The sequence below is a fragment of the Luteimonas arsenica genome (genome assembly GCF_004352825.1).
Lineage (GTDB): Bacteria > Pseudomonadota > Gammaproteobacteria > Xanthomonadales > Xanthomonadaceae > Luteimonas > Luteimonas arsenica.
In genome coordinates, this window is record NZ_SJRW01000002.1 from 509,502 (window position 1) to 530,979 (window position 21,478).

Genomic DNA, 21,478 nt, shown 5'->3' on the forward strand with positions numbered 1-21,478 from the left:
GTGTGCTCCTGGCCCGGATCGCGGGCCAGGTCGCGGCAGCCGACTGGCTCAGCGCACTACCGGAGGCGTTCCGCCGACGATCACCACGTCGGCGGGCCGGCGCGCGAACAGGCCGACGCTGACCACGCCGGGCACCTGGTTCAGGGCCTGCTCCAGCGCCACCGGGTCGGTGATCGACAGGCCGTGGATGTCCAGAACCCAGTTGCCGTTGTCGGTCACCGTGCCCTGCCGCCACACCGGCTGGCCGCCGGTCATGGCCACGATCTCGCGGCCGACCAGGCTGCGCGCCATCGGGATCACCTCCACCGGCAGCGGGAAGCGGCCGAGCACCGGCACTTCCTTCGACGGATCAACGATGCAGACAAACTTCGCCGCGGCCTCGGCGATGATCTTCTCGCGCGTGAGTGCGGCGCCGCCGCCCTTGATCAGGCGCTTGCCCGGGTCGCATTCGTCGGCGCCGTCGACGTAGAGCGGAATCGGGCCGCAGGCGTTGAGGTCGAGCACCTCGATGCCGTGCCCGCGAAGGCGCTCGGTGCTCTGCTCGGAGCTGGACACCGCGCCGGCGATGCGGTCGCGGATCCCCGCCAGCGCGTCGATGAAGTACGCCACGGTGGAACCGGTCCCCACGCCGACGATCATCCCGTCCTCGACGTAGTCAATGGCCTGTTCGCCGGCCAGGCGCTTTGCTTCGCTCATTTCGGCTCCATGGCCAGCAGGATCTTCCACTGCGCGGCGGTCACCGGCAGCACGGACAGGCGGGTGCCCTTGCGGATCAGGGCGAATTCCTCCCCCAGCGCGTCGGCCCGGTCGCGGATGGCTGCCAGCGTGACCGGCGCGCCGAACCTGCGCACGAAACCCACGTCGACCAGCATCCAGCGAGGCTCTTCGAGCGTCGCCTTGGCATCGAAGTATTTCGACTTGCGCTCGAACTGGGTGGGGTCCGGATAGGCGGCGCTGGCCACCTCGGCGATGCCGTAGATCCCGGGCACCTCGCAGTTGGAGTGGTAGAACAGGATGCCATCGCCGACCTGCATGCCGTCGCGCATGAAGTTGCGCGCCTGGTAGTTGCGCACGCCGGTCCAGGGTTCGGTGCCGACGCGCTCGAGGTCTTCGATCGAGAAGTCCTCGGGCTCGGACTTCATCAGCCAGTATCGCTTGCGCTTGCCAGTGCTCATGCGGGTCGGAACAGGGTGGATTGGTCGGTGCAGATGGCGTCGAGCTGGACGTCCCAGTCTTCGCTGGGTAGCTCGTCGTCGACCTGCTGGAATGCGAACGCGGCACCGACCAGCCTGGGAGGTGCCGGCTGCAGGTGGCGGAACGCGAAGCTGCGATCGTACCAGCCGCCGCCCATGCCCAGGCGGTGGCAGCGCACATCGAAGCCGACCAGGGGCACGACCACGAGATCCAGTGCTTCCGGATCCAGCAGCTCGCCCGTTTCGACCACCGGTTCGGGAATGCCGAAACGGTTCGGAGCCACGGCCTCACCCGGACGCCAGGGTGCGAAGCGCAGGCGGCCGTCCCCGTGCAGTACCGGGAGGCAGTAGGTGGTTTCGCGTGGCAACCGGAGTTGCCAGGCATGCAGCGCGATCTCTCCGTCGGCGGCCCAGTAGCCGGCAACCCGTGCGCCAGGCGGCAGGGGCAGGGCGAGCAGCTGCCCGGCCAGGCCATCGGCCGCGCCAATGCGGGCGGGCGGCGGCATCTCGCGGCGGCGCTCGCGCATCAGGCGGCGAAGGGTGGCGCGCCGTCCGCTCATGCCGCCATCGCGACGGGGCAAGCGGCCTGGCGGCCAGCGGGAAGAAGGAATACGTCCTCCGCCATGTCGATGCGAGCCAAACGACCTTGAACCCGGGGTTCAAGTGGGAACGCTTGGCGGCCTTCGGGCTTTCCGCTCGTGGGCGGACATGCGCGCCAGGCTTCCGTCGCGTCCCCGTGGTCGTCATTAAGGGACAAGGCGAATGTTTGTGCGCGCCGTCGGTCACGGCAGAGGACGCGCATGCAGTATACCCCGCCGCCGACACGCACCGCGGCCATCCGTCGGCAGTTGTTCACCTTGCGCAAGACCGCCCCGGGTATGGCCGCGCGGGCGCAGCGCGCGCGTTCAGGCATCGAGCAGGGCGTCGAGCTTGGCCTGCAGCGAGGACAGGGTGCGTGCCAGTTCGCGGTCGCGCTGTTCGCCCGCGCTCTTCACCTGCTCGAGTTCGTGCGCGAGGTTGAGGGCGGCCAGCACGGCGACGCGGTCGATCGCGGCCATGCGGTTGGCGCCGCGGACCTCGCGCATGCGCGTATCCAGCAGCCGGGCGGCAGCCATCAGGCCATCGACCTCGCCGCTGCCCACGCCGACCGTGTATTCGCGGTCGAGCACGCGGATGCTGACGGCCTCGGTCTCGCTCATGTGTGCTGCTCCAGCGACTTCAGCCGCGCGATCATCGCCTCGACCCGGCTGCGCGCCTGCTCGTTCTTGGCCAGCAACTGGGAGCGTTCGCCGGAGACCTGCTCGTGCTGCTGCCGCAGGCTGCGGTTCTCGTCGGCCAGCCTGCGCGTGCGCACGGCCAGCTCGTCGAAGCGTTCGGAGAGCCGCTGCAGCTGGGCCAGCACGTCTTGGGTGTCCATTCCCGGCACGATAGGCAGGCGGAGGGGGGCGGTCAAGGCGCGCCGGCGGCGAGCGGCGCCTGGCTGCCCGGCGGTTGGCGATTGCGGATCAGGGCCATGCACGCCACGGCGTCCAGCGGCGGTGACACCCAGTAGCCCTGGATCTCGTCGCAGCGGTGCTGGGCGAGGAACCGCGCCTGCGCCTCGGTCTCCACGCCTTCGGCGACGACCATCAGGCCCAGGCCGTGCGCCATGGCGATCACCGTGGTCGTGATCGAGGCGCCTTCGGGGTCGTGCCCGAGGTCGGCGATGAAGGTCTGGTCGATCTTGATCGTGGTGATCGGCAGGCGCTTGAGGTAGGCCAGCGAGGAGTAGCCGGTCCCGAAGTCGTCGATCGCCAGCGACACGCCGAGTTCGCGGAAGGCCTGCAGCTTGATCGCGGTCTGCGCCGCGTTGGCCATCAGCACGCTTTCGGTCAGCTCCAGCTCGAGTGCGGACGGCGGCACGCAGGTGTCGTCCAGGACCCGGCGCACGACTTCGGCGAAGTCGCCGCGCAGGAGCTGCAGCACCGACATGTTCACCGATACGGTCAGATCCGACAGGCCGTGCTGGCGCCACCGCTGCAGCGCCAGGCAGGCTTCGCGCAGCACCCATTCGCCGATCTCCAGGATCATGCCGTTCTCTTCCGCCAGCGGAATGAAGTCCGCGGGCGCGATCTCGCCATGCTCGGGGCTCGTCCAGCGCAGCAGGGCTTCGGCACCGGTGATTCGCGAACTCTCGAGCGACTTGCGGGGCTGGTAGACGACGCGGAGTTCGCTGCGGTCCAGGGCCTTGTGCAGGGCGCCGGCGAGGGTCGCGCGGCGGCGGATCTCGGATTCCATGCTGTCGTCGTAGCGCATGTAGGTGCGACGCCCCGCGGCCTTGGCCTGGTACATCGCGGCGTCTGCGCGCTTGAGCAGTTCGGTCGGCAGCTGGGCATGGTCCGGGTAAAGGCTGATGCCGATCGAGGGCGACACCGACACTTCCTGGCCGTCGTCGGGTTCCAGCGGCGCCTCGAACGCCATGATGATCTCGCGTGCGACGCGCTCGGCATCCTCCGGCCCGGTCAGGTCCTCGAGAACCACGGTGAACTCGTCGCCGGCCAGGCGCGCCACGGTCTGGCCATGGCCCACCGCCTGCTGCAGCCGGGTCGCCACCGCGCGCAGGATGCGGTCGCCCGCGGCATGGCCGAGCGAATCGTTGATGTCCTTGAAGCGGTCGAGGTCGAGGAACAGCACCGCCACCCTCGACCCCTCGCGGCGCGCGCGGACGATGGCGCGCGAAAGCCGTTCGGCCAGCAGCGAGCGGTTGGGCAGGTTGGTCAGCGAGTCGAAGCTGGCGAGGTAGCGCAGCTCCTCCTCGGCGCGCTTGTGCAGGGTGATGTCGGTGGCCATCAGCACGTACATGCGCTCGCCCTGGGCCTCGCTGCCGAGCACGGTGGCAGCCTCGACCGTGCAGAGGATCTCCTCGCCGTTGTCGCGCCGCAGCCACGTCTCGCCCGACCAGCGGCCCTCGCGCTCGACCACGTCGCGCATGACGCGCCCGCGCGTGGGCTCGTGCTGGATACTGTCCAGGATCTCGGCGCCGCGACCTGCGACGGCAGCCGCGGGGTAGCCCGACATGCGGGTGAAGGCGGGGTTGACCGAGAGGAAGCGGAAGTGCCTGTCGAGCACCGCCACCGCCTCGTTCATGCTGCGCAGCACTTCGCTGGCGATGCGGTTCTCGCGCTCCGCCGCGCGGCTGCGGTCGATGTCCAGCGACGTGCCGGCCAGGCGCAGGATCGTGCCATCGGCGGCATGCTCGATCGCGCGGCCGCGGGCGCGGATCCAGACCCAGTGGCCGCGGGTGGTGGTGGGACTGTCCGCGCGTACGCGATGTTCCGATGAGAACTCCGGCGTTTCGCCGGCGACGTAGCGATGCATGCGATCGAGCACTGCAGGCAGGTCGTCGGGGTGGATCACCGCCGCGGGGTCGGCGGGCTCAGAGCTGAAGTCGTGCTGCTGGCCGATGGCGTCGTCGCGGGCGACGAGATAGCGCAGGCGGCCGGTGGGGACGTGGAAATCCCAGTAACGCTGGCCGCTGGCCCACAGGGCGAGTCGGAAGCCGCGCTCGCGCTGGCGCAGCCTGTCGAGGCCGCCGCGCGCGCTGCGCGCGCGCGCCAGAAGCGCGACGCATGTGGCTGCCAGCAGCAGCACGATCGCCAGGGCGATCGCCAACCCCGTTTCAGCGGCGACTGGCAAGGTGTGGTTCCCCGTCCGCCTCCCCGGCGGTCCCCGGAGTGTAGGCATGTCGACAGGCCGGCAACAAGCGGCCGCCAGCGGTACACTGCGCCGGCTTATCCATGACCCCTACGCCATGTCCGAGCCTCTGCCCTCCTTCCCTGAAATCGAACAGGCCTGCCGCGAGGCGGGGCTCGCGACGCCCGCGCCCGAACTCCATGGCGGACTGTGCGGCTGGCTGGCTGGCGGCGGCGATCCCGGCGGCAACTGGCTGGCACGGGTGATGGTCGACGACGACCTTGCGGCACCCGTGGAGGGTTCGGCCCTGGCGCGGCTGCATGCGGCGACCCTCGCGCAGTTCGAGGACCGCGATTTCGGCCTGGCCCTGCTGGGTCCCGATGACGACGCGTCGCTGGCCGCGCGCAGCGGCGCGCTGTTCGACTGGTGCCGCGGCTTCGTGGGCGCCTTCGGGCTGGCCGCCGGCAGCGAACCGCGGCTGTCGGAAGAGGGCCAGGAGGCCCTGGCCGACCTCGCGCGCCTGGCACGCGTCACCGCCCAGGACGACGGCGACGAGGAGGACGAGGAGGCGCTTGCCGAGATCGAGGAGTTCGTCCGCGTCGCCGCCCTGCTGCTGCATGGTGACTGCGCCCTCGCGGCCAGGCATCGCAACAGCCTCAATTGAACTGCCACATGGCCCTCGCCACGTCCATTGCCAGCTACAGGCGCCGCCGCCGCCAGCTCATGCGCATGGCCGGCGAGGATGCCATCCTGGTCCTGCCCGCGGCGCCCGAACGCGTGCGCAGCCGCGACACCTTCCATCCCTACCGGCCGGATTCGGACGTTCTCTACCTGAGTGGCTTCGAGGAGCCGGAGGCGGTCCTGGTGCTGGTGCCCGGACGCAAGCACGGCGAAAGCCTGCTGTTCTGCCGCGAACGCGATCCCGGGCGCGAGGCCTGGGACGGCCCGCGCGTGGGCCCCGAGGGGGCGCCCGACGCGCTGGGCGTCGACGACGCCTATGCCATCGATGACCTCGACGAGATCCTGCCCGGCCTGCTCGAGGGTCGCAGCCGTGTCTACTACCACTTCGGTCGCGACACCGACTTCGACCTCAAGCTGATCGGCTGGGTGAACCGCGTCCGCGCCCAGGTGCGACATGGCGCGCAGCCGCCGCACGAGTTCCTGGAACTGGGCCACCTGCTTGACGAGATGCGCCTGTTCAAGGGCGCCGACGAGCTGAAGCTGATGCGGCGCGCGGCGAAGATCAGCATCCAGGCGCACCAGGCGACGATGCGCGCGGTGCGCGCGGGGATGCACGAGTACGAGCTGCAGGCCGAGCTCGAACGCGTGTTCCGTGCAGCCGGCACCGAGCCCGCCTACGCCAGCATCGTCGGCGCAGGGACCAACGCCTGCGTGCTGCACTACCGCGCCAACAACGCGGTCGCTCGCCGTGGGGACCTGGTCCTGGTCGATGCGGGCGCCGAATACCGCGGCTATGCCGCCGACATCACCCGCACTTTCCCGGTCGACGGCCGCTTCAGCCGCGAGCAGCGCGCCCTGCACGACCTGGTCGATGCCGCCTACGCCGCGGCGATGGCCCAGGCCAGGCCGGGGGTGCCGTACGAGGCCGGCCACAACGCCGCGGTCGAGGTCCTGGCCGAGGGCATGCTGTCGCTGGGCCTGCTCAAGGGCAGCCTGAAGAAGGTGGTCGCCGACGGCACCTACAAGCGCTTCTATCCGCACAAGACCGGCCACTGGATCGGCCTGGACGTGCACGACGTCGGCGACTACCGCATCGACGGCGAGTCGCGCCTGCTCGAACCGGGGATGGTCTACACCATCGAGCCGGGCATCTACGTCCCGCCCGATGCCACCGGCGTCGCCGCGAAGTGGCGCGGCATCGGCGTCCGCACCGAGGATGACGTCCTGGTCACCCGCGATGGCCACGAGGTGCTGACCGCGGGGCTGGCCCGCAGCGCCGACGAGATCGAAGCCTTCATGGCCGGTTGAGTGCGGCGGCCGCATGCGACGTCCGCACACGGCCGGCCATCACCACGCTCAGTCCTGCGCGGCGAACGTTTCGCGCGTCAGGTTCACCGGCTCGCCGTCGGTGCAGACCACGTTGTCCTCGATGCGCACGCCGCCGAAGGGGCGGAAGGCCTCGACACGGTCCCAGTCGACCAGGCCGGCGTTGTCGCTGGCCTTGAGGTCTTCCATCAGCATGTCGGCGAAGTACAGGCCCGGTTCGATCGTCACCACCATGCCCGGCGCCAGCTCGCGGGTCAGGCGCAGGTAGGGATGGCCTTCGGGCTTGTCGATGGTGCCGCCGGCGTCGGAGGCGGCAAAGCCGGCGACGTCATGCACCTGCAGGCCGATGCCGTGGCCGACGCCGTGCGGGAAGAAGCTCGAGCTCAGGCCACTGGCCACGGCCTCCTCGGCGCCGCAGCGGATGATGCCGAACTCCTTCAGCACGCCCGACAGGGCGAGGTGGGCATCGAGGTGGATCTGGCGGTAGTCCACGCCGGCACGGACGCGGTCGCACAGCGCCAGCTCGGCGGCGTCGACCGCGTCGATGAAGGCCTGGAACTCCCCGCCGCGGTCCATGGCGTGGCTGCGGGTGATGTCGGCGGCGTAGCCGCCATGGCTGGCACCGGCGTCGAGCAGGAAGCTGCGCGCGGGCTTCGGCGGCAGGCGGTCGAGTTCGGTGTAGTGCAGGACCGCGCCGTGCTCGTTGAGGCCGACGATGTTGCCGTAGGGCAGTTCGTTGGAGTCCTGGCCCACGGCCTGGCAGTAGGCGAGGTGGATGCCGAACTCGCTCGCGCCGGCGCGGAAGGCGCGCTCGGCGGCCCGGTGGCCGCGCACGGCGCGCCGCTGCGCCTCGCGCATCATCGCGATCTCGTAGGGCGTCTTGTACGCGCGGTGGTACTCCAGGTAGTCGACCACCGGCTGCGGGTTGTTCGGCGCGAAGGCACCGTAGCGGCCGAGCGCGCTCTGCGGCTCGCCGAGGATGGCGCAGCGGGTGGCGTTGCGCGGCAGGTGCTGCAGGGCCTCGTCCGGGGTGCGGATGACCTCGATGTCGAAGTGTTCGACCCAGTAGCCCGACGGCGCCTCCGGCACCACGTGCCAGTAGTCGCGCGGCTGCAGGTAGACCAGTTTCGGGCGTTCGCCCGGGGTCGCGACCAGCCAGCTTCCGGGGTTGCGCACCAGCGGCACCCAGGCCTTGAACTGCGGGTTCACCGCATAGGGATAGTCGCGGTCGTCGAAGACCTGGTAGTGCAGGGTGCCGCTGGGCACCACCAGGTGGTCGAATCCAGCGCGCTCCAGCGCCGTCGCGGTGCGGACGGAGAGGGTTTCGAGGTGGTCGGCGTAAAGGGCGGCGGGTATTTCGGTGGTCATGGCGGTCATGCGGGCGGGGGGTTCCCCATTCTGCCGCATCGACCGGAGCGCCGCCGCCCGGGTCGCCTACTCGTAGCGGCTCCCGGGCGCGTCGATCCAGGCGCGCAGCGGCCCGGCCTGGTGCTCGGTGAGGCCGATGAAGCGGAAGCCCGCCCACACCTGCCCAGGCGCGCTGGCCTGGTCGATCCACAGCAGGTGTGCGCCGATCTCGACCGTCGATTCGCTGCCGCCGTCGGCGGGCAGGTTGAAGCAGAACTGGTACAGCGCGTCGTCGACCAGGGGCGCGCCGGCCATCAGCAGCATGCCGGTCTCGGACAGGTTGCCGATGCGGCCCACCACCCGCTCTGTCATGGCGTCGACCACGAGGATGGTGTCGGAGGCCTTGCGGCGCCGTGCGCGGCGGAACTCGTTGATCATGCGTGGGCGTCCCCTTCCAGCGGCAGATCCTCGCCGCGGCCGGCGAAGCTGCGCAGGGTGCGCAGCGCCGCCTGCCATGCGCGGTCGACCAGGCGGCCGCGCTCCGCGGTGACGATGCGTGCCTGGCCCGCCACCATCATGCGCGCCAGCGAGTCCAGCGAGTATTCGCCCACGCGCTGGCCGCGCTGGTTCACGAACAGGGCGTTGTTGGTGACCGGGCTGAACCAGGACATGCGACGGCGGACCACGTCGCCCTGCTGGTTGGTCGTGAATTCGATCCAGGTGCCGAAGGGCATCACCCGCAGCTGCTCGTAGCGCGCCTGTTCCTCGGGCGTGCGCGGTGGCAGCTCGGGGCGCTTCGCGCGCTCGGCGTCCTCGCCCAGGCGGGTACGCGCCTTGAGCTTCATCGCCAGTTCGGTGCGCGAGGCCGGATCGTCTTCGTCGCTGCGGCTGCTGGTCAGGCGGGCGGCGATGATCCCGGCCTCGTCGGCGTGGTAGCCGACCTGGGAGAGCGCCGATTCGATGTGGCTGGTCAGCGCAGGGTCGGCGGTTTCCTCGCCGCGTGCGCAGGCGTCGATGATCCGGCGGGTGGCATCGAGCTGGGTTTTCCACTCAGGCGAGTCCTCGCCCTGGCGCAGCAGGGTCAGGGTCAGCACGTCCGCCCAGGCCTGGTTGAGCAGGGCGCGCGAGAACTTCGGGATCCGCTGGTCGCCGATCAGCTTCTCGAGTGCGGCGGTCGATTGCAGCTTGGCGACCTCGAGCTTTTCCTTGCCGCGGGCGGCCTCGACGTGCCGGCGCTCCAGCATCTCGGCCTTGCGCACCTGCGCCTGCAGGTGCGACTGCAACTGGTCGTTGCTGGTCTCGAAGACGGCGTTGTCGCCGTCGTACCGTTCGACCACGTCGGTGACGGCCTGCTGCAGGGGCAGCAGCAGCTGCGGGTCCAGGTCGTCCTTGTCGAGCCAGCTGGCCGCGGTCTCGGCCACGGTATTGAGCAGTTCGCGCGCAGGGTGGGTCGCCTGGACGAAGAAGGCCTGGTCCTGCAGGGCGACCCGCAGCAGCGGCAGTTGCAGGCGCCGGATCAGCGCGGCGGCCGGCGCGTCTGAGCGGATCTCGCTTTCGAGCTGGCCGTACAGCAGGTGCAGCAGTTCGAAGGTGTCGTTGTCGCGCTGGGACAACGTGGCGCCCTGGCCGAGCCGCTGCCGCGCCTGCGCCAGCAGCATCTGGCGCACATCCATCAGGCTGGGCTGGCTGCCGCCGGGGCCGGGGGACTGGCGCTGCAGCGCACCCAGTGCGCCCATCAGCTCGCTGGTGCCCAGGGTGGCCGTCGGGCCCCCCGGGGTGCGGGCGGGGGAGCGCAGCTTCCCGAGTAGCGCCCTGCGGCCGGCAAGCAGCTGTTGCAGGGCAGCGTAGGACGCTTTTTCGTCGCTGCCTGCGAGCGCGGTGCTGGTTTCGGCCATCCAGCCCGTGTGCGGCTCCCCGGCGGAGGAAGGCTGGATCCCGGAGTGTCCGCCCGTGGCGCCATCGTGGCCGGAACCGCCGCCGCGACCGCCCGCATGGCCAGCGCCGCCGCTCGCACCCCCGGTGGACCCACGCGCCGCGCGGCTGGAAGCCTGCTCCGGCGAGGCGATCTCGGCGGCCTCCTCGGCCTGCCTGCGCGGCGAGGCGCGCAGGCGGACGGGGACGTAGGTCAGGCCCTTGAGGATGCCGGCCTGGTCGAGGGTGGCATCGAGCTTTTCCAGCACTGGCGCGTAGTGGGCCATGACGAGGCGGTCGAAGAGCCGGTACAGCAGTTCGCGCGCCTCGCTGTCGATCTGCAGCGAGCGGCAGGCGTTGCGCAGCGCGCGGCATATGCCCTGGGGGCCCAGCGGCAGGCGTTCGGCATCGAGCGCGGGCGTGCCCGCGAGCACACCGAAGCGCTGGCCGAGCAGGTGGATCGGCAGGCTGGCGCGGCCCTCCTGGCGGGTGGCGATCTCGCGCAGCAAGGTCTCCTCGTCGATCATTGAATCGTCGACCAGGCTCAGCACGCGGCCCACGGTGTGTGCCGTCGGCGCCGGCGCTGCCGGATCGGCCGCGCCGGCCGGAGCCCGCAGCCCGGCCAGGCCCGCCTCGAGCTCGAGCATGAACTGGGGCACGAGGTCCGCACGGTTCACGCGGAAGCTGCGCAGGGCCTGGACGTAGGCGGATTCGCTACCCGGGTGGCGGGCGCGTTCGGCCAGCCGGAAGAGCTCCTGCTCGTACTCGTCGAGGAGCGTTGCCAGGAAAGGGTCGAGCTCCATCGACACCAGCGACAGGGCCGCGTCGAGCGCCTTGCGTACGCGCCGCGGCAGGTCGGCAGCGGCAAGGCTGCGCCGGGCATGGCCGTCGTTGTGGTGTGTCGTCAATGACATGTGTGCGATGCGGGTTCCCCGGTGGGCTTCATACCACGGGCAAGGTGTGACGGCCAGCACGGAGTATCCGTCCGCTGCCGGCCACGTGCCCCGCGGCAGGGCTCAGCGCAGGAACAGGGAGACGACGTCGTTGCCCAGCCGGCGCCCCAGCGCGGTCGGCACCACCTGATCGCCGTCGACCTGGAGCCATTCACGGGAAACGGCTTCGGCGAGTTCGCCCGCGATCGCCGAGCGCGGCAGGCCGGTGCGCGCCTCGAAGTCGGCCAGCGCGAAGCCCTCGTGCAGGCGCAGGGCGTTGAGCATGTATTCGAACGGCAGGCGCCCGGCCTCGACGTCCTCGTCGCCGCCGAGCGCGGCCGCGGTGCCGGCGGCGGCCATCCAGGCGGCGGGATGCTTGAGCTTCCAGCGCCGACGCACCGTCTGCGCCGCGCCCAGGCTGATCTTGCCGTGCGCGCCGGCGCCGACGCCCAGGTAGTCGCCAAAGCGCCAGTAGTTGAGGTTGTGCGCGCATTGCCGCCCGGGGCGGGCGTAGGCACTGACTTCGTAGTGTTCGAAGCCGGCGTCGGCCAGCATCGCCTGGCAGTGCTCCTGGATGTCCCAGGCCGAGTCCTCGTCCGGGATGCCCTGCGGCGGCCGCGCGGCGAACAGGGTGTTCGGCTCCAGGGTCAGCTGGTAGTGCGAGACATGCGCCGGCTGCAGCGCGAAGGCGCGCTCGAGGTCGGCCTCGGCGCCGGCCAGATCCTGGCCGGGGAGGGCGTACATCAGGTCGAGGTTGATGTTGTCGAAGCCCGCGTCCTGGGCCAGCTTCACCGCGGCCTCGGCCTCGCGGCTGTCGTGGATGCGGCCCAGGCGCTGCAGGCAGCCGTCGTCGAAGCTCTGGATGCCGAAGCTCAGGCGGTTCACGCCGGCGGCCAGGTAGCCTTCGAAGCGGTCGTGCTCGGCGGTGCCGGGATTGGTTTCCAGCGTGATCTCGCAGGCGGGCGCGAAGCGCAGTCGCGCGCTGGCCTGCTGCAGGAAGTCGTCGATGGCGTCGGCCGGGAACAGCGAGGGGGTGCCGCCGCCGAAGAACACGCTGTGCACGGTGCGGCCCCAGGCCAGCGGCAGGTCGTGCTCGAGGTCGGCGACCAGCGCGCGCACGTAGTCGGCGAAGGGCAGGGCGCCACGCTGCTCGTGCGAGTTGAAGTCGCAGTAGGGGCATTTGCGCACGCACCAGGGCAGGTGCACGTACAGCGACAGCGGCGGCGGCACCAGCATTGCGTCAGGCGGGTTCGTGCAGGCGCGCGCGCAGCAGGGCCAGGGCGCGGCCGCGGTGGCTGATCGCGTTCTTGCGCACGGCCGGCAGCTCGGCGGCGGTCAGGCCGTTGTCGGGATCCAGGAACACGGGGTCGTAGCCGAAGCCGCCGTCGCCGCGTGGGGCGTGCAGGATGCGCCCGCGCCAGGCGCCTTCGACCACCAGCGGCTTCGGGTCGGTGGCGTGGCGCAGCAGCACGATGCAGCAGTGGAAGCTGGCGCCGCGCGCCTCGTCGGGCACGCCGTCGAGTTCGCGCAGCAGGCGTTCGATGTTGCGCGCGGCATCGCCGCCGGGGCCGGCGTAGCGCGCGGAGTACAGCCCGGGCGCGCCGCCGAGCGCGTCCACGCACAGGCCGGAATCGTCGGCCAGCGCCGGCAGGCCGGTGGCCTCCGCCGCATGGCGGGCCTTCAGCAGCGCGTTCTCGACGAAGGTAAGACCGGTTTCCTCGACGTCTTCGACGTTGAACTCCGACTGTGCGCGCAGCCTGAGGCCGTCGCCGCCCAGCAGTTCACGCAGCTCCGCGAGCTTGCCGGCATTGCCGCTGGCCAGCACCAGGTCCACGGATCAGGCTCCGGCCAGTGCGGCCTGCTGTGCGGCGAACAGCTCGCGGCAGCCCTTGTCGGCCAGGGCCAGCATCGCGTCGAGATCGTCGCGGCGGAAGGCATGGCCCTCGGCCGTGCCCTGCAGCTCGATGAAGCCGCCGCCGTCGTTCATCACCACGTTCATGTCGGTGTCGCAGGCGCTGTCCTCGGCGTAGTCGAGGTCGAGCACCGGCACGCCGGCGTGGACGCCGACCGAGACTGCGGCGATGGCGCCATGCACGGGGTCGCGCTTCACGTCGCCGCGTTTCTGCAGCCAGCGCACGGCATCGACCAGGGCCACGTAGGCGCCGGTGATGGCGGCGGTGCGGGTGCCGCCGTCGGCCTGCAGCACGTCGCAGTCGAGCGTGATGGTGCGCTCGCCGAGCGCGTCGCGGTCGACGCAGGCGCGCAGCGAGCGGCCGATCAGGCGCTGGATCTCCAGCGTGCGCCCGCCCTGCTTGCCGCGCGCGGCCTCGCGGTCGGTGCGGGTGTTGGTGGCGCGCGGCAGCATGCCGTACTCGGCGGTGACCCAGCCCATGCCCTTGCCGCGCAGGAAGCCGGGAACCCGGTTCTCGACGCTGGCCGTGCACAGCACCCGGGTCTCGCCGAAGGCGACCAGCACCGAGCCCTCGGCGTGGCGCGTGAAGCCGCGCTCGATGCGGACCTCGCGCATCTGGTCGGGCGCGCGGCCGCTGGGGCGGGGAGTCTGGGACATGGCGATTACCGCTGGAATGGCGCGCGAGTTTACCATCGGCACCCGTTGCCACTGTTTATCACCGGATGCCCGCATGATCCGCAGCATGACCGCCTACGCCTCCGGCGAGCGCGCCACCCCGTGGGGCACGCTGGCCTGCGAGCTGCGCGCGGTCAACCACCGCTTCCTGGAAGTCGGCCTGCGCGCGCCCGAGGAGCTGCGGGTGCTCGAGCCCCGGCTGCGCGAGCGGGTCTCGGCGCGGGTCTCGCGCGGCAAGGTCGACCTGTCGCTGCGCCTGCGGCCCGCGGAGGGCGCGGCCTCGCTGCACGTCGACCAGGCGCTGCTTGGCCAGCTGGCGGCGCTTGCCCGCGACGCCGATGCCAGCTTCCCCGGCCTGCGCACCCAGTTCACCGACCTGCTCCAGTTCCCGGGCGTGCTGCGCTCGGCGGCGCCGGAGCCGGAGGCGCTGCAGGCCGAGGTGATGGCGCTGCTCGACGAGGTGCTCGACGCCTTCGTCGCCGCGCGCGAGCGCGAGGGCGGCAAGCTGGTCGCGGCCATGCTCGAGCGCGTGGACGGCATCGAACGGGTCGCCGCCGAGGTGCGCAGCCTGGTTCCGGCCATCCGCGAGGGGCAGCGCGCGAAGCTGGAATCGCGCCTGGCCGAGCTGGCGCAGGCCGCAGACCCCGGGCGCGTGGAGCAGGAACTGGTGCTGGCCCTGCAGAAGCTCGACGTCGATGAGGAGCTCGATCGCCTCGGCAGCCACGTCGAGGAGATCCGCCACGTATTCACCCAGAAGGAGCCGGTGGGCCGGCGGCTGGACTTCCTGCTGCAGGAGTTCAACCGCGAGGCCAATACGCTGGGTTCGAAGTCGGTCGATCGCCGCACCACCCAGGCCGCGGTCGAGCTGAAGGTACTGATCGACCAGATCCGCGAACAGGTGCAGAACATTGAATAGCGGCCAGGTCCCCATGCGCGGAACCCTGTTCATCGTCGCGGCGCCCTCGGGTGCCGGGAAATCGAGCATCGTCAACGCCTGCCTGGCGCGCGACCGCAACATCAGCCTGTCGATCTCGTTCACTTCGCGCCCGCCGCGGCCGGGCGAGCGGCACGCCGAGCACTACCATTTCGTGGACGACGCCGAGTTCCAGCGCATGATCGAGGCCGGCGACTTCTTCGAATATGCGCGCGTGCACGGTGACTGGAAGGGCACCGCGCGGCAGTCGGTGGAGCCGCAGCTGGCCGCCGGCCGCGACGTGCTGCTGGAGATCGACTGGCAGGGCGCGCGCCAGGTGCGCGCGGCGGTGCCCGATGCGGTGGGTGTGTTCATCCTGCCGCCTTCGCGCGCCGCGCTCGACCAGCGCATGCGCAAGCGCGGCCAGGACAGCGAGGAGGTCATGGCCCGGCGCCTGGCCGCCGCGCGCGAGGAGATGTCGCACTTCGACGAGTTCGACTACGTCATCGTCAACGAGAACTTCGACACCGCCGTGGACGAGATGTGCGCGGTGTTCACCGCCAGCCGGCTGCGCCGCGAGGCCCAGTCCAGGCGCCATGGCGACCTGATCGCGGCGCTGTTGGCCGAGGGGTAGGGCCGGGATTCATCCCAAGTGCCTGATTTGGCTTGGTTTGCTTGCGCGATGCGCGGTCTTGCCCTATCATTTCCGGTCCCTTGAACCGCATCGACGGCCTGCCGGCCGCCCGGAGATTTATGGCCCGCATCACAGTCGAGGATTGCCTCGAAGTCATCGACAACCGCTTCGAGCTGGTCATGATGGCCGCCAAGCGCGCCCGCCAGCTCGCCAACGGCGTCGACGCCCAGCTCGACAACAGCGAGAACGACGACAAGCCGACCGTGCTGGCGCTGCGCGAGATCGCCGCCCGCCGCATCGACGCCGATTACGTCGAGGCCGTCGAGAAGTCCGAGCGCGAGCGCCGCGAGCGCGAGGCGCTGGAGTGGGCTGCCGCCGAGGTGGTGGCCGACGACGACCTGTCCAAGGGCGACGACTGATTCCCTGCGCGCGCGCCACCAGGCGCCGCGTCCGGTCGCAGCGACGGCCCCGCCCTGGCGGGGCCGTTGCCGTTGTGGCCCCGGCGCGGACGGCGGGGCCTCCGTTGCCGGCCCGCAGGCGCGCGCGTAGGCTCAAGCCATGAATGCCGCAGAGCTCGCGCTGGTCAGGGTGCCCGTGCCCGGGGACGAGGACGTCCCCGAGTACATGCGCGCGCTGGAGAGGGCTGCGGCCTACCTGCCCGAAGAGCAGCTGAAACTGATCCGCCGCGCCTGGGCGGTCGGCGCGGCGGCGCACGAAGGCCAGCTGCGAAAGTCCGGCGAGCCCTACATCACCCATCCGGTGGCGGTGGCCTGCGTGCTGGCCGAACAGAAGGTCGACGTCGAGACCCTGGTTGCGGCGGTCCTGCATGACACCATCGAGGACACGCCGCTGACCCGCGACGCGCTGGCCGCCGAGTTCGGAGAAACTGTGGCCGAGCTGGTCGAAGGCGTCACCAAGCTCGACAAGCTGCAGTTCGCCAGCCGCCGCGAGGCCGACGCGGAAAGCTTCCGCAAGATGATGCTGGCGATGGCGCGCGACCTGCGCGTGATCCTGATCAAGCTCGCCGACCGCCTGCACAACATGCGCACCCTGGGCGCGCAGTCGGGCGAGGCGCGCGGGCGCATCGCCCGTGAGACGCTCGAGGTCTACGCGCCGATCGCCCAGCGCCTGGGCATGAACCTGATCAAGTCCGAGCTTCAGGATCTCGGCTTCCGCGCGCTGCACCCGATGCGCCACCGCATCCTGGACAAGCACATCCGCGCCCAGCCGATGCTGCGCCGCGAGGCCATGGCCAAGATCGAGGCCCAGCTCGCCCAGCGGCTGACCAAGGAGGGCCTGAGCTACCGCCTGGTCAGCCGGGTCAAGTCGCCCTGGAGCATCTACAACAAGATGCGCACCGAGACGAAGACCTTTGCCCAGGTCATCGACGTGTTCGGCTTCCGCGTGGTCGTGGACAAGGTCGCCGACTGCTACCACGCGCTCGGCGTGGCGCACTCGGTGTACAAGCCGGTGGACGGCCGCTTCCGCGACTTCATCGCCATCCCCAAGGCCAACGGCTACCAGTCGCTGCACACGGTGCTGTTCGGGCCCTACGGATCGCCGATCGAGGTCCAGATCCGCACCGAGGAGATGGACCTGATCGCCGAACGCGGCATCGCCGCGCACTGGGCCTACAAGCATGGCGGCGGCGGCCCCAACAGCGCCCAGCAGCGCGCGCATTCGTGGATTTCCGGCCTGCTGGAGGCGCAGAGCGGGACCGGCTCCTCGCTGGAGTTCCTGGAGAACGTCAAGGTCGACCTGTTCCCCGACGAGGTCTACCTGTTCACGCCCAAGGGCGCGATCATGTCGCTGCCGCGCAACGCCACCGCGGTGGATTTCGCTTACGCAGTCCACACCGACATCGGCAACCGCGCCGTGGCTGCGCGCGTGGACCGCAGGCTGGTGCCGCTGCGCACGCGCCTGGCCAGCGGGCAGACGGTGGAGGTCGTGACCGCCAAGTCCTCGCAACCGCGACCGCAGTGGCTGGAGTTCGTGGTCACCGGCAAGGCGCGCACCGCGATCCGGCAGCAGCTCAAGCAGCTCGAGCACGAGGACGCGGTGCAGCTCGGCCATCGCATGCTCGACAGCGCACTGGAAGACCTCGACAGCTCGCTCGAACGCCTGCCCACGACCCAGCTCGACGCCTACCTGGCCGAACACCGCTATCCGCGGCTGGAGGCGCTGCTGGCCGACGTCGCGCTGGGCAACCGGATGCCGGCGCAGGTCGCGCAGTCGCTCACCCACAAGGCGCCTCCCAGCGGCGCGCCGCGTACCCACGAGCGCATCCTGATCACCGGCGCCGAGCGCGGCGTGGTGACCTTCGCCAATTGCTGCATGCCGATCCCGGGCGACGACATCATGGGTTACCACACCGCCGGCCGCGGCGTGGTGGTGCATCGGATCGAATGCCCGAACGTGGCCGAATACCGCAAGTCGCCCGAGCGCTGGGTCGACATCGGCTGGGACCGCGAGGTCACCGGCGACTACAACGTGGCCCTGCGCTTCCAGGTCGAGAACCGCCCCGGCGTGCTGGCCCAGGTGGCGGCGGCGGTGGCCAAGGCCGAGTCCAACATCGACGCGGTCGAGTACCTGGAGCGCGACACCAACGTCGCGGTGATCCAGTTCGCGATCGAGGTCCGCGACCGGACCCACCTCGCCGACGTCATCCGCCGCACGCGCAGGCTGGGGGTGGTGCACGGGGTGCAGCGGCTCTGACGCCGCGGGGCGCGGTCCGCCGATGGCCGCGGGCGCGGGTGGAGGTCATAATCACCGGCCACGCACCATGGAAACGCGCATGCCCAGGCAACCCGTCAGCACCGCCGAAGCGCCCGCCGCGATCGGCCCGTATTCGCAGGCCACGCGCTGCGGCAACACCGTGTTCCTGTCCGGGCAGATCCCGCTGGATCCGGGCACCGGCGAGATCGTCGCGGGCGACCTCGCCGCGCAGGCGCGGCGCGCCTTCGACAACCTCCGCGCGGTCTGCCAGGCCGCCGGCGGTTCGCTCGACGACGTCGCCCGCGTCGGCCTTTACCTCACCGACCTGTCGCAGTTCGCGGTGGTCAACACGGTGATGGCCGAGTACTTCAGCGAACCGTATCCCGCGCGTTCGACCATCGAGGTGTCGGCGCTGCCCAAGGGCGCGCAGTTCGAGGTCGACGCGGTGATGGTCCTCGACTGAGGCGGTGGCGACGGCGAGGCGCACGCGCGGCACGCCGGCGCCCGGACTCGCGCCGGACGGTGCGACCGCGCTGTCATCGCTGGCCGGGGTCGGTCCGCGGGTCGCGGAGAAGCTCGCCGCACGCGGCCTGGAAACCCTGCAGGACCTGTGGCTGCAGCTTCCGCGCGGCTACGAGGACCGCACCGCGCTGACCCCGATCCGGCTGTTGCAGCCGGGCGTGGCGGCCCAGGTCGAGGGCCGGGTGGAAGCGGTCGAGCGCGGCTTCCGCTACCGGCCGATGCTGCGCGTCGCGCTCGGCGACGACTCCCGCGCGATCCTGACCCTGCGCTTCTTCCACTTCCGCGCCGCGCAGGCGGCGCAGTTCCAGCCCGGCGCGCGGATCCGCGCCTACGGCACGCCGCGGCCAGGCCAGCGCGGGCTGGAGATCGTGCATCCCAGCTACACGGTGCTTGGAGATGACGACGAGGCCGACCTGGGCGATCGCCTGGATCCGGTCTATCCCGCGGTCGAAGGCGTCGGCCCGGCGACGCTGAAGCGCCTGATCGCGCAGGCGCTCGACCGCCTGCCCGGCGACGAGGTCCTGGAACTGCTGCCGTCGGCGCTGCTGCGCGGGCAAGGCCTGCACGGACTGCGCGAGGCCCTGCTCACCGTGCACCGGCCGCCGCGCGATGCCGACGTCGAGGCCCTGCTGGCCGGCACCCATCCCGCCCAGCGCCGGCTGGCGGTCGAGGAGCTGCTCGCCCACCACCTCAGCATGCGCCGCCAGCGCATCGCCCGGCAGGCGCATGCCGCCTCGCCGCTGGCCGATGCGACGCTGGCCGAACGCCTGCGCGCAGGGCTGCCGTTCACGCTCACCGCAGCGCAGGAGCGCGTCTTCGCCGAAGTGCGCGCCGACCTCGCGCGCCCGGTGCCGATGCTGCGCCTGGTGCAGGGCGACGTCGGCTCCGGCAAGACCGTGGTCGCGGCGATGGCCGCATTGATGGCGGTCGCCGACGGCCGCCAGGCCGCGCTGATGGCGCCGACCGAACTGCTGGCGGAACAGCACCTCGCCAACCTGCGCGCCTGGCTGGAGCCGCTGGGCATCGAGGTGGCCTGGCTCGCAGGCAAGGTCACCGGCCGTGCCCGCAGCAGCGCGCTGGCCGCGGTCGCCGACGGCCGTGCGCAGGTGGTGGTCGGCACGCACGCGCTGATGCAGCAGGGCGTGGCCTTCCACGACCTCGCGCTGGCGATCGTCGACGAGCAGCACCGTTTCGGCGTGCACCAGCGCCTGGCCCTGCGCGACAAGGGCGGCGAGGGCGGCCGCGTGCCGCACCAGCTGGTGATGACCGCGACCCCGATCCCGCGCACCCTGGCGATGGCCGCCTACGCCGACCTCGACGTGTCCGCGATCGACGAACTGCCGCCTGGGCGCACGCCGGTGACCACCGTCGTGCTGGCCGCGGGTCGCCGCCCGGAGCTGATCGAGCGCATCCGCGCCGCCTGCGCCGAGGGTCGCCAGGCCTACTGGGTGTGCACGATCATCGACGAGTCCGACGAGGTCGTCGCCCAGGCCGCGCAGGCGACGTTCGAAGGCCTGTCCGCCGCGCTGCCGGAACTGCGCGTGGGCCTGGTGCACGGGCGCATGAAGGCCGCGGAAAAGCAGGCGGCAATGCGCGCCTTCAAGGACGGCGAAGCCGACCTGCTGGTGGCCACCACCGTGATCGAGGTCGGCGTGGACGTGCCCCGGGCCTCGCTGATGGTGATCGAGAACGCCGAACGCCTGGGCCTGGCCCAGCTTCACCAGCTGCGCGGGCGGGTGGGGCGGGGCAGCGCGGCGTCGAGCTGCGTGCTGCTGTACCAGCCGCCGCTGTCGCGGATGGCGCGCGAGCGCCTGGAGACCCTGCGCGAAACCGGCGACGGCTTCGTCATCGCCGAAAAGGACCTGGAGCTGCGCGGCCCGGGTGAGCTGCTCGGCACGCGCCAGACCGGCCTGGCCGCCTTCCGCGTCGCCGACCTCGCGCGCGACGCGGGCCTGCTGCCGATGGTGCACGAGGTCGGCGAACGCCTGCTGCAGGAGGATCCCGTCCTGGCCGAGCGTCTGGTGGAACGCTGGGTCGGCGGCGCCGCCCGGTACGCCTCGGCCTGATCGGGGATAATCCGGCGATGGACGAACGCATCCCGCTGCTGATCGACACCGACCCGGGCGTGGACGACGCGCTGGCCCTGCTGATGGCCTTCGCCGACATCCGGCACGAAGTCGTCGGGCTCACCATCGCCGCCGGCAACGTCGGCCTGCACCACACCGTCGCCAACGCGCTGAAGGTCTGCGAGGTCGCCGGGCGCGACGACGTGCCCGTGTTCCCGGGCTGCGACCGGCCGCTGCTGCATGCCGCGCCCGACGCCGCCTACGTGCACGGCGCCGATGGCCTCGGTGATGCCGGTCTGGCGCCGGCCGCGCGCGGTGCCGAGGCGCGGCATGCCGCCGAGGCCATCATCGAACTCTCGCACCGGCATGCCGGCCGCCTGCTGCTGGTGGCGCTGGGGCCGCTGACCAACATCGCCCTGGCCCTGCGCCTGGATCCGACGCTGCCTTCGCGCATCGCCCGACTGGTGGTGATGGGTGGCGCGGTCACCGGCCACGGCAACATCACGCCTTCGGCCGAGTTCAACGTCTTCTTCGATCCCGAGGCCGCGCACATCGTGTTCGAGGCCTTCGAGCGCTTCGACCTCAGCGACTGGGAGGCCACCGTCGCCCACGGTTTTCTCCACGACGACGTCGAGCGCTGGCTGGCGGCGCCGGGCCCGGTGGCGGCGTTCTACGAAGCGGTGTCCCGGCACACGCGGCGCTGGTCCGAGGACGCGCGTGGCGACCGCTGGTTCTGCGCCGACGCGCTGGCCATGGCGATGGCGCTGCGGCCGGACGGCGTGGTCGAGGCGGCCGAACGGCCGGTGGAGGTGGTCCTGGGGCACTCCCCGGCCCGCGGCGCGACCCTGGTGGACTGGCAGCGCCAGCTGGGGCGCCCGGACCGCGCCCGGATCCTGCTGCGCTACGACCAGGAGGCCTTCGAGGCCCGGGTGCGCGAAGCACTGGCCTGAGCCCGCTTGCGGTGCAGGGGATCACCGGC

21 protein-coding genes and 1 other RNA gene are annotated in these 21,478 nt (G+C 71.3%); 9 read left to right on the forward strand and 13 right to left on the reverse strand.

The window, feature by feature from the left end:
* Window positions 1–48 precede the first annotated feature (48 nt).
* From rpiA to E2170_RS09860, 7 genes are all read right to left on the reverse strand, one after another.
* Window positions 49–696 (reverse strand): ribose-5-phosphate isomerase RpiA, encoded by a 648-nt coding sequence (gene rpiA / locus E2170_RS09830; protein ID WP_133000482.1) that lies wholly within the window; start codon window positions 694–696, stop codon window positions 49–51.
* Window positions 693–1,175, reverse strand: coding sequence for an EVE domain-containing protein (locus E2170_RS09835; protein ID WP_133000483.1), 483 nt, complete (start codon window positions 1,173–1,175; stop codon window positions 693–695). Before E2170_RS09835 ends, rpiA begins: the two co-directional genes overlap by 4 nt.
* Entirely contained in the window at window positions 1,172–1,753 is a 582-nt protein-coding gene (locus tag E2170_RS09840; RefSeq protein ID WP_133000484.1) for a 5-formyltetrahydrofolate cyclo-ligase, read from the reverse strand. Before E2170_RS09840 ends, E2170_RS09835 begins: the two co-directional genes overlap by 4 nt.
* A gap of 51 nt (window positions 1,754–1,804) precedes the next feature.
* Window positions 1,805–1,990, reverse strand: a non-coding RNA gene (ssrS, locus tag E2170_RS09845) — 6S RNA.
* Window positions 1,991–2,098: 108 nt separating this feature from the next.
* Window positions 2,099–2,392 (reverse strand): cell division protein ZapA, encoded by a 294-nt coding sequence (locus E2170_RS09850; RefSeq protein WP_133000485.1) that lies wholly within the window; start codon window positions 2,390–2,392, stop codon window positions 2,099–2,101.
* Window positions 2,389–2,610, reverse strand: coding sequence for a TIGR02449 family protein (locus E2170_RS09855; protein WP_133000486.1), 222 nt, complete (start codon window positions 2,608–2,610; stop codon window positions 2,389–2,391). Before E2170_RS09855 ends, E2170_RS09850 begins: the two co-directional genes overlap by 4 nt.
* Before the next feature lie 32 nt (window positions 2,611–2,642).
* A complete protein-coding gene (locus E2170_RS09860; RefSeq protein WP_165942214.1) occupies window positions 2,643–4,868 on the reverse strand; it encodes a putative bifunctional diguanylate cyclase/phosphodiesterase in 2,226 nt (741 codons plus the stop codon).
* Window positions 4,869–4,983: 115 nt separating this feature from the next.
* Between E2170_RS09860 and E2170_RS09865 the strand changes: the two genes are divergently transcribed.
* The gene (locus tag E2170_RS09865) at window positions 4,984–5,529 is read left to right on the forward strand and encodes a UPF0149 family protein (RefSeq protein WP_133000488.1); all 546 of its coding nucleotides are present in this window, start codon (window positions 4,984–4,986) and stop codon (window positions 5,527–5,529) included.
* An 8-nt stretch (window positions 5,530–5,537) separates the two neighbouring features.
* A complete protein-coding gene (locus E2170_RS09870; RefSeq protein ID WP_133000489.1) occupies window positions 5,538–6,854 on the forward strand; it encodes an aminopeptidase P N-terminal domain-containing protein in 1,317 nt (438 codons plus the stop codon).
* A gap of 48 nt (window positions 6,855–6,902) precedes the next feature.
* Here E2170_RS09870 and pepQ read toward each other — a convergent pair whose 3' ends face one another.
* From pepQ to rph, 6 genes are all read right to left on the reverse strand, one after another.
* The gene (pepQ, locus tag E2170_RS09875; RefSeq protein ID WP_133001162.1) at window positions 6,903–8,240 is read right to left on the reverse strand and encodes a Xaa-Pro dipeptidase; all 1,338 of its coding nucleotides are present in this window, start codon (window positions 8,238–8,240) and stop codon (window positions 6,903–6,905) included.
* Window positions 8,241–8,306: 66 nt separating this feature from the next.
* Entirely contained in the window at window positions 8,307–8,657 is a 351-nt protein-coding gene (locus E2170_RS09880; protein WP_133000490.1) for a PilZ domain-containing protein, read from the reverse strand.
* The gene (locus tag E2170_RS09885; protein ID WP_133000491.1) at window positions 8,654–11,044 is read right to left on the reverse strand and encodes a DUF1631 family protein; all 2,391 of its coding nucleotides are present in this window, start codon (window positions 11,042–11,044) and stop codon (window positions 8,654–8,656) included. Before E2170_RS09885 ends, E2170_RS09880 begins: the two co-directional genes overlap by 4 nt.
* 102 nt (window positions 11,045–11,146) lie before the next feature.
* Window positions 11,147–12,298, reverse strand: a complete 1,152-nt coding sequence (gene hemW / locus E2170_RS09890; RefSeq protein ID WP_133000492.1) for a radical SAM family heme chaperone HemW — start codon at window positions 12,296–12,298, stop codon at window positions 11,147–11,149.
* A gap of 4 nt (window positions 12,299–12,302) precedes the next feature.
* Window positions 12,303–12,896 carry an RdgB/HAM1 family non-canonical purine NTP pyrophosphatase gene (rdgB, locus tag E2170_RS09895; protein WP_133000493.1) on the reverse strand — a complete coding sequence of 198 codons (594 nt, stop codon included), beginning with the start codon at window positions 12,894–12,896 and terminating at the stop codon, window positions 12,303–12,305.
* Between the two features lie 3 nt (window positions 12,897–12,899).
* The gene (rph, locus tag E2170_RS09900; RefSeq protein WP_133000494.1) at window positions 12,900–13,631 is read right to left on the reverse strand and encodes a ribonuclease PH; all 732 of its coding nucleotides are present in this window, start codon (window positions 13,629–13,631) and stop codon (window positions 12,900–12,902) included.
* A 73-nt stretch (window positions 13,632–13,704) separates the two neighbouring features.
* Here rph and E2170_RS09905 point away from each other — a divergent pair, with 73 nt between their 5' ends.
* From E2170_RS09905 to E2170_RS09935, 7 genes are all read left to right on the forward strand, one after another.
* Window positions 13,705–14,565, forward strand: a complete 861-nt coding sequence (locus E2170_RS09905) for a YicC/YloC family endoribonuclease (RefSeq protein ID WP_133000495.1) — start codon at window positions 13,705–13,707, stop codon at window positions 14,563–14,565.
* A gap of 13 nt (window positions 14,566–14,578) precedes the next feature.
* Window positions 14,579–15,196, forward strand: a complete 618-nt coding sequence (gmk, locus tag E2170_RS09910; RefSeq protein ID WP_133000496.1) for a guanylate kinase — start codon at window positions 14,579–14,581, stop codon at window positions 15,194–15,196.
* A 119-nt stretch (window positions 15,197–15,315) separates the two neighbouring features.
* Complete coding sequence (gene rpoZ, locus E2170_RS09915) at window positions 15,316–15,615, forward strand: DNA-directed RNA polymerase subunit omega (RefSeq protein ID WP_133000497.1); 300 nt, start codon at window positions 15,316–15,318, stop codon at window positions 15,613–15,615.
* 139 nt (window positions 15,616–15,754) lie between these two features.
* Window positions 15,755–17,911 (forward strand): RelA/SpoT family protein, encoded by a 2,157-nt coding sequence (locus E2170_RS09920; protein WP_133000498.1) that lies wholly within the window; start codon window positions 15,755–15,757, stop codon window positions 17,909–17,911.
* A 79-nt stretch (window positions 17,912–17,990) separates the two neighbouring features.
* A complete protein-coding gene (locus E2170_RS09925) occupies window positions 17,991–18,374 on the forward strand; it encodes a RidA family protein (RefSeq protein WP_133000499.1) in 384 nt (127 codons plus the stop codon).
* Between the two features lie 4 nt (window positions 18,375–18,378).
* On the forward strand, window positions 18,379–20,499 hold the full coding sequence (gene recG / locus E2170_RS09930; RefSeq protein ID WP_425477853.1) for an ATP-dependent DNA helicase RecG: 2,121 nt from the start codon (window positions 18,379–18,381) through the stop codon (window positions 20,497–20,499).
* Window positions 20,500–20,516: 17 nt separating this feature from the next.
* Window positions 20,517–21,449 (forward strand): nucleoside hydrolase, encoded by a 933-nt coding sequence (locus E2170_RS09935; protein ID WP_133000500.1) that lies wholly within the window; start codon window positions 20,517–20,519, stop codon window positions 21,447–21,449.
* The last annotated feature ends 29 nt before the right edge of the window (window positions 21,450–21,478 follow it).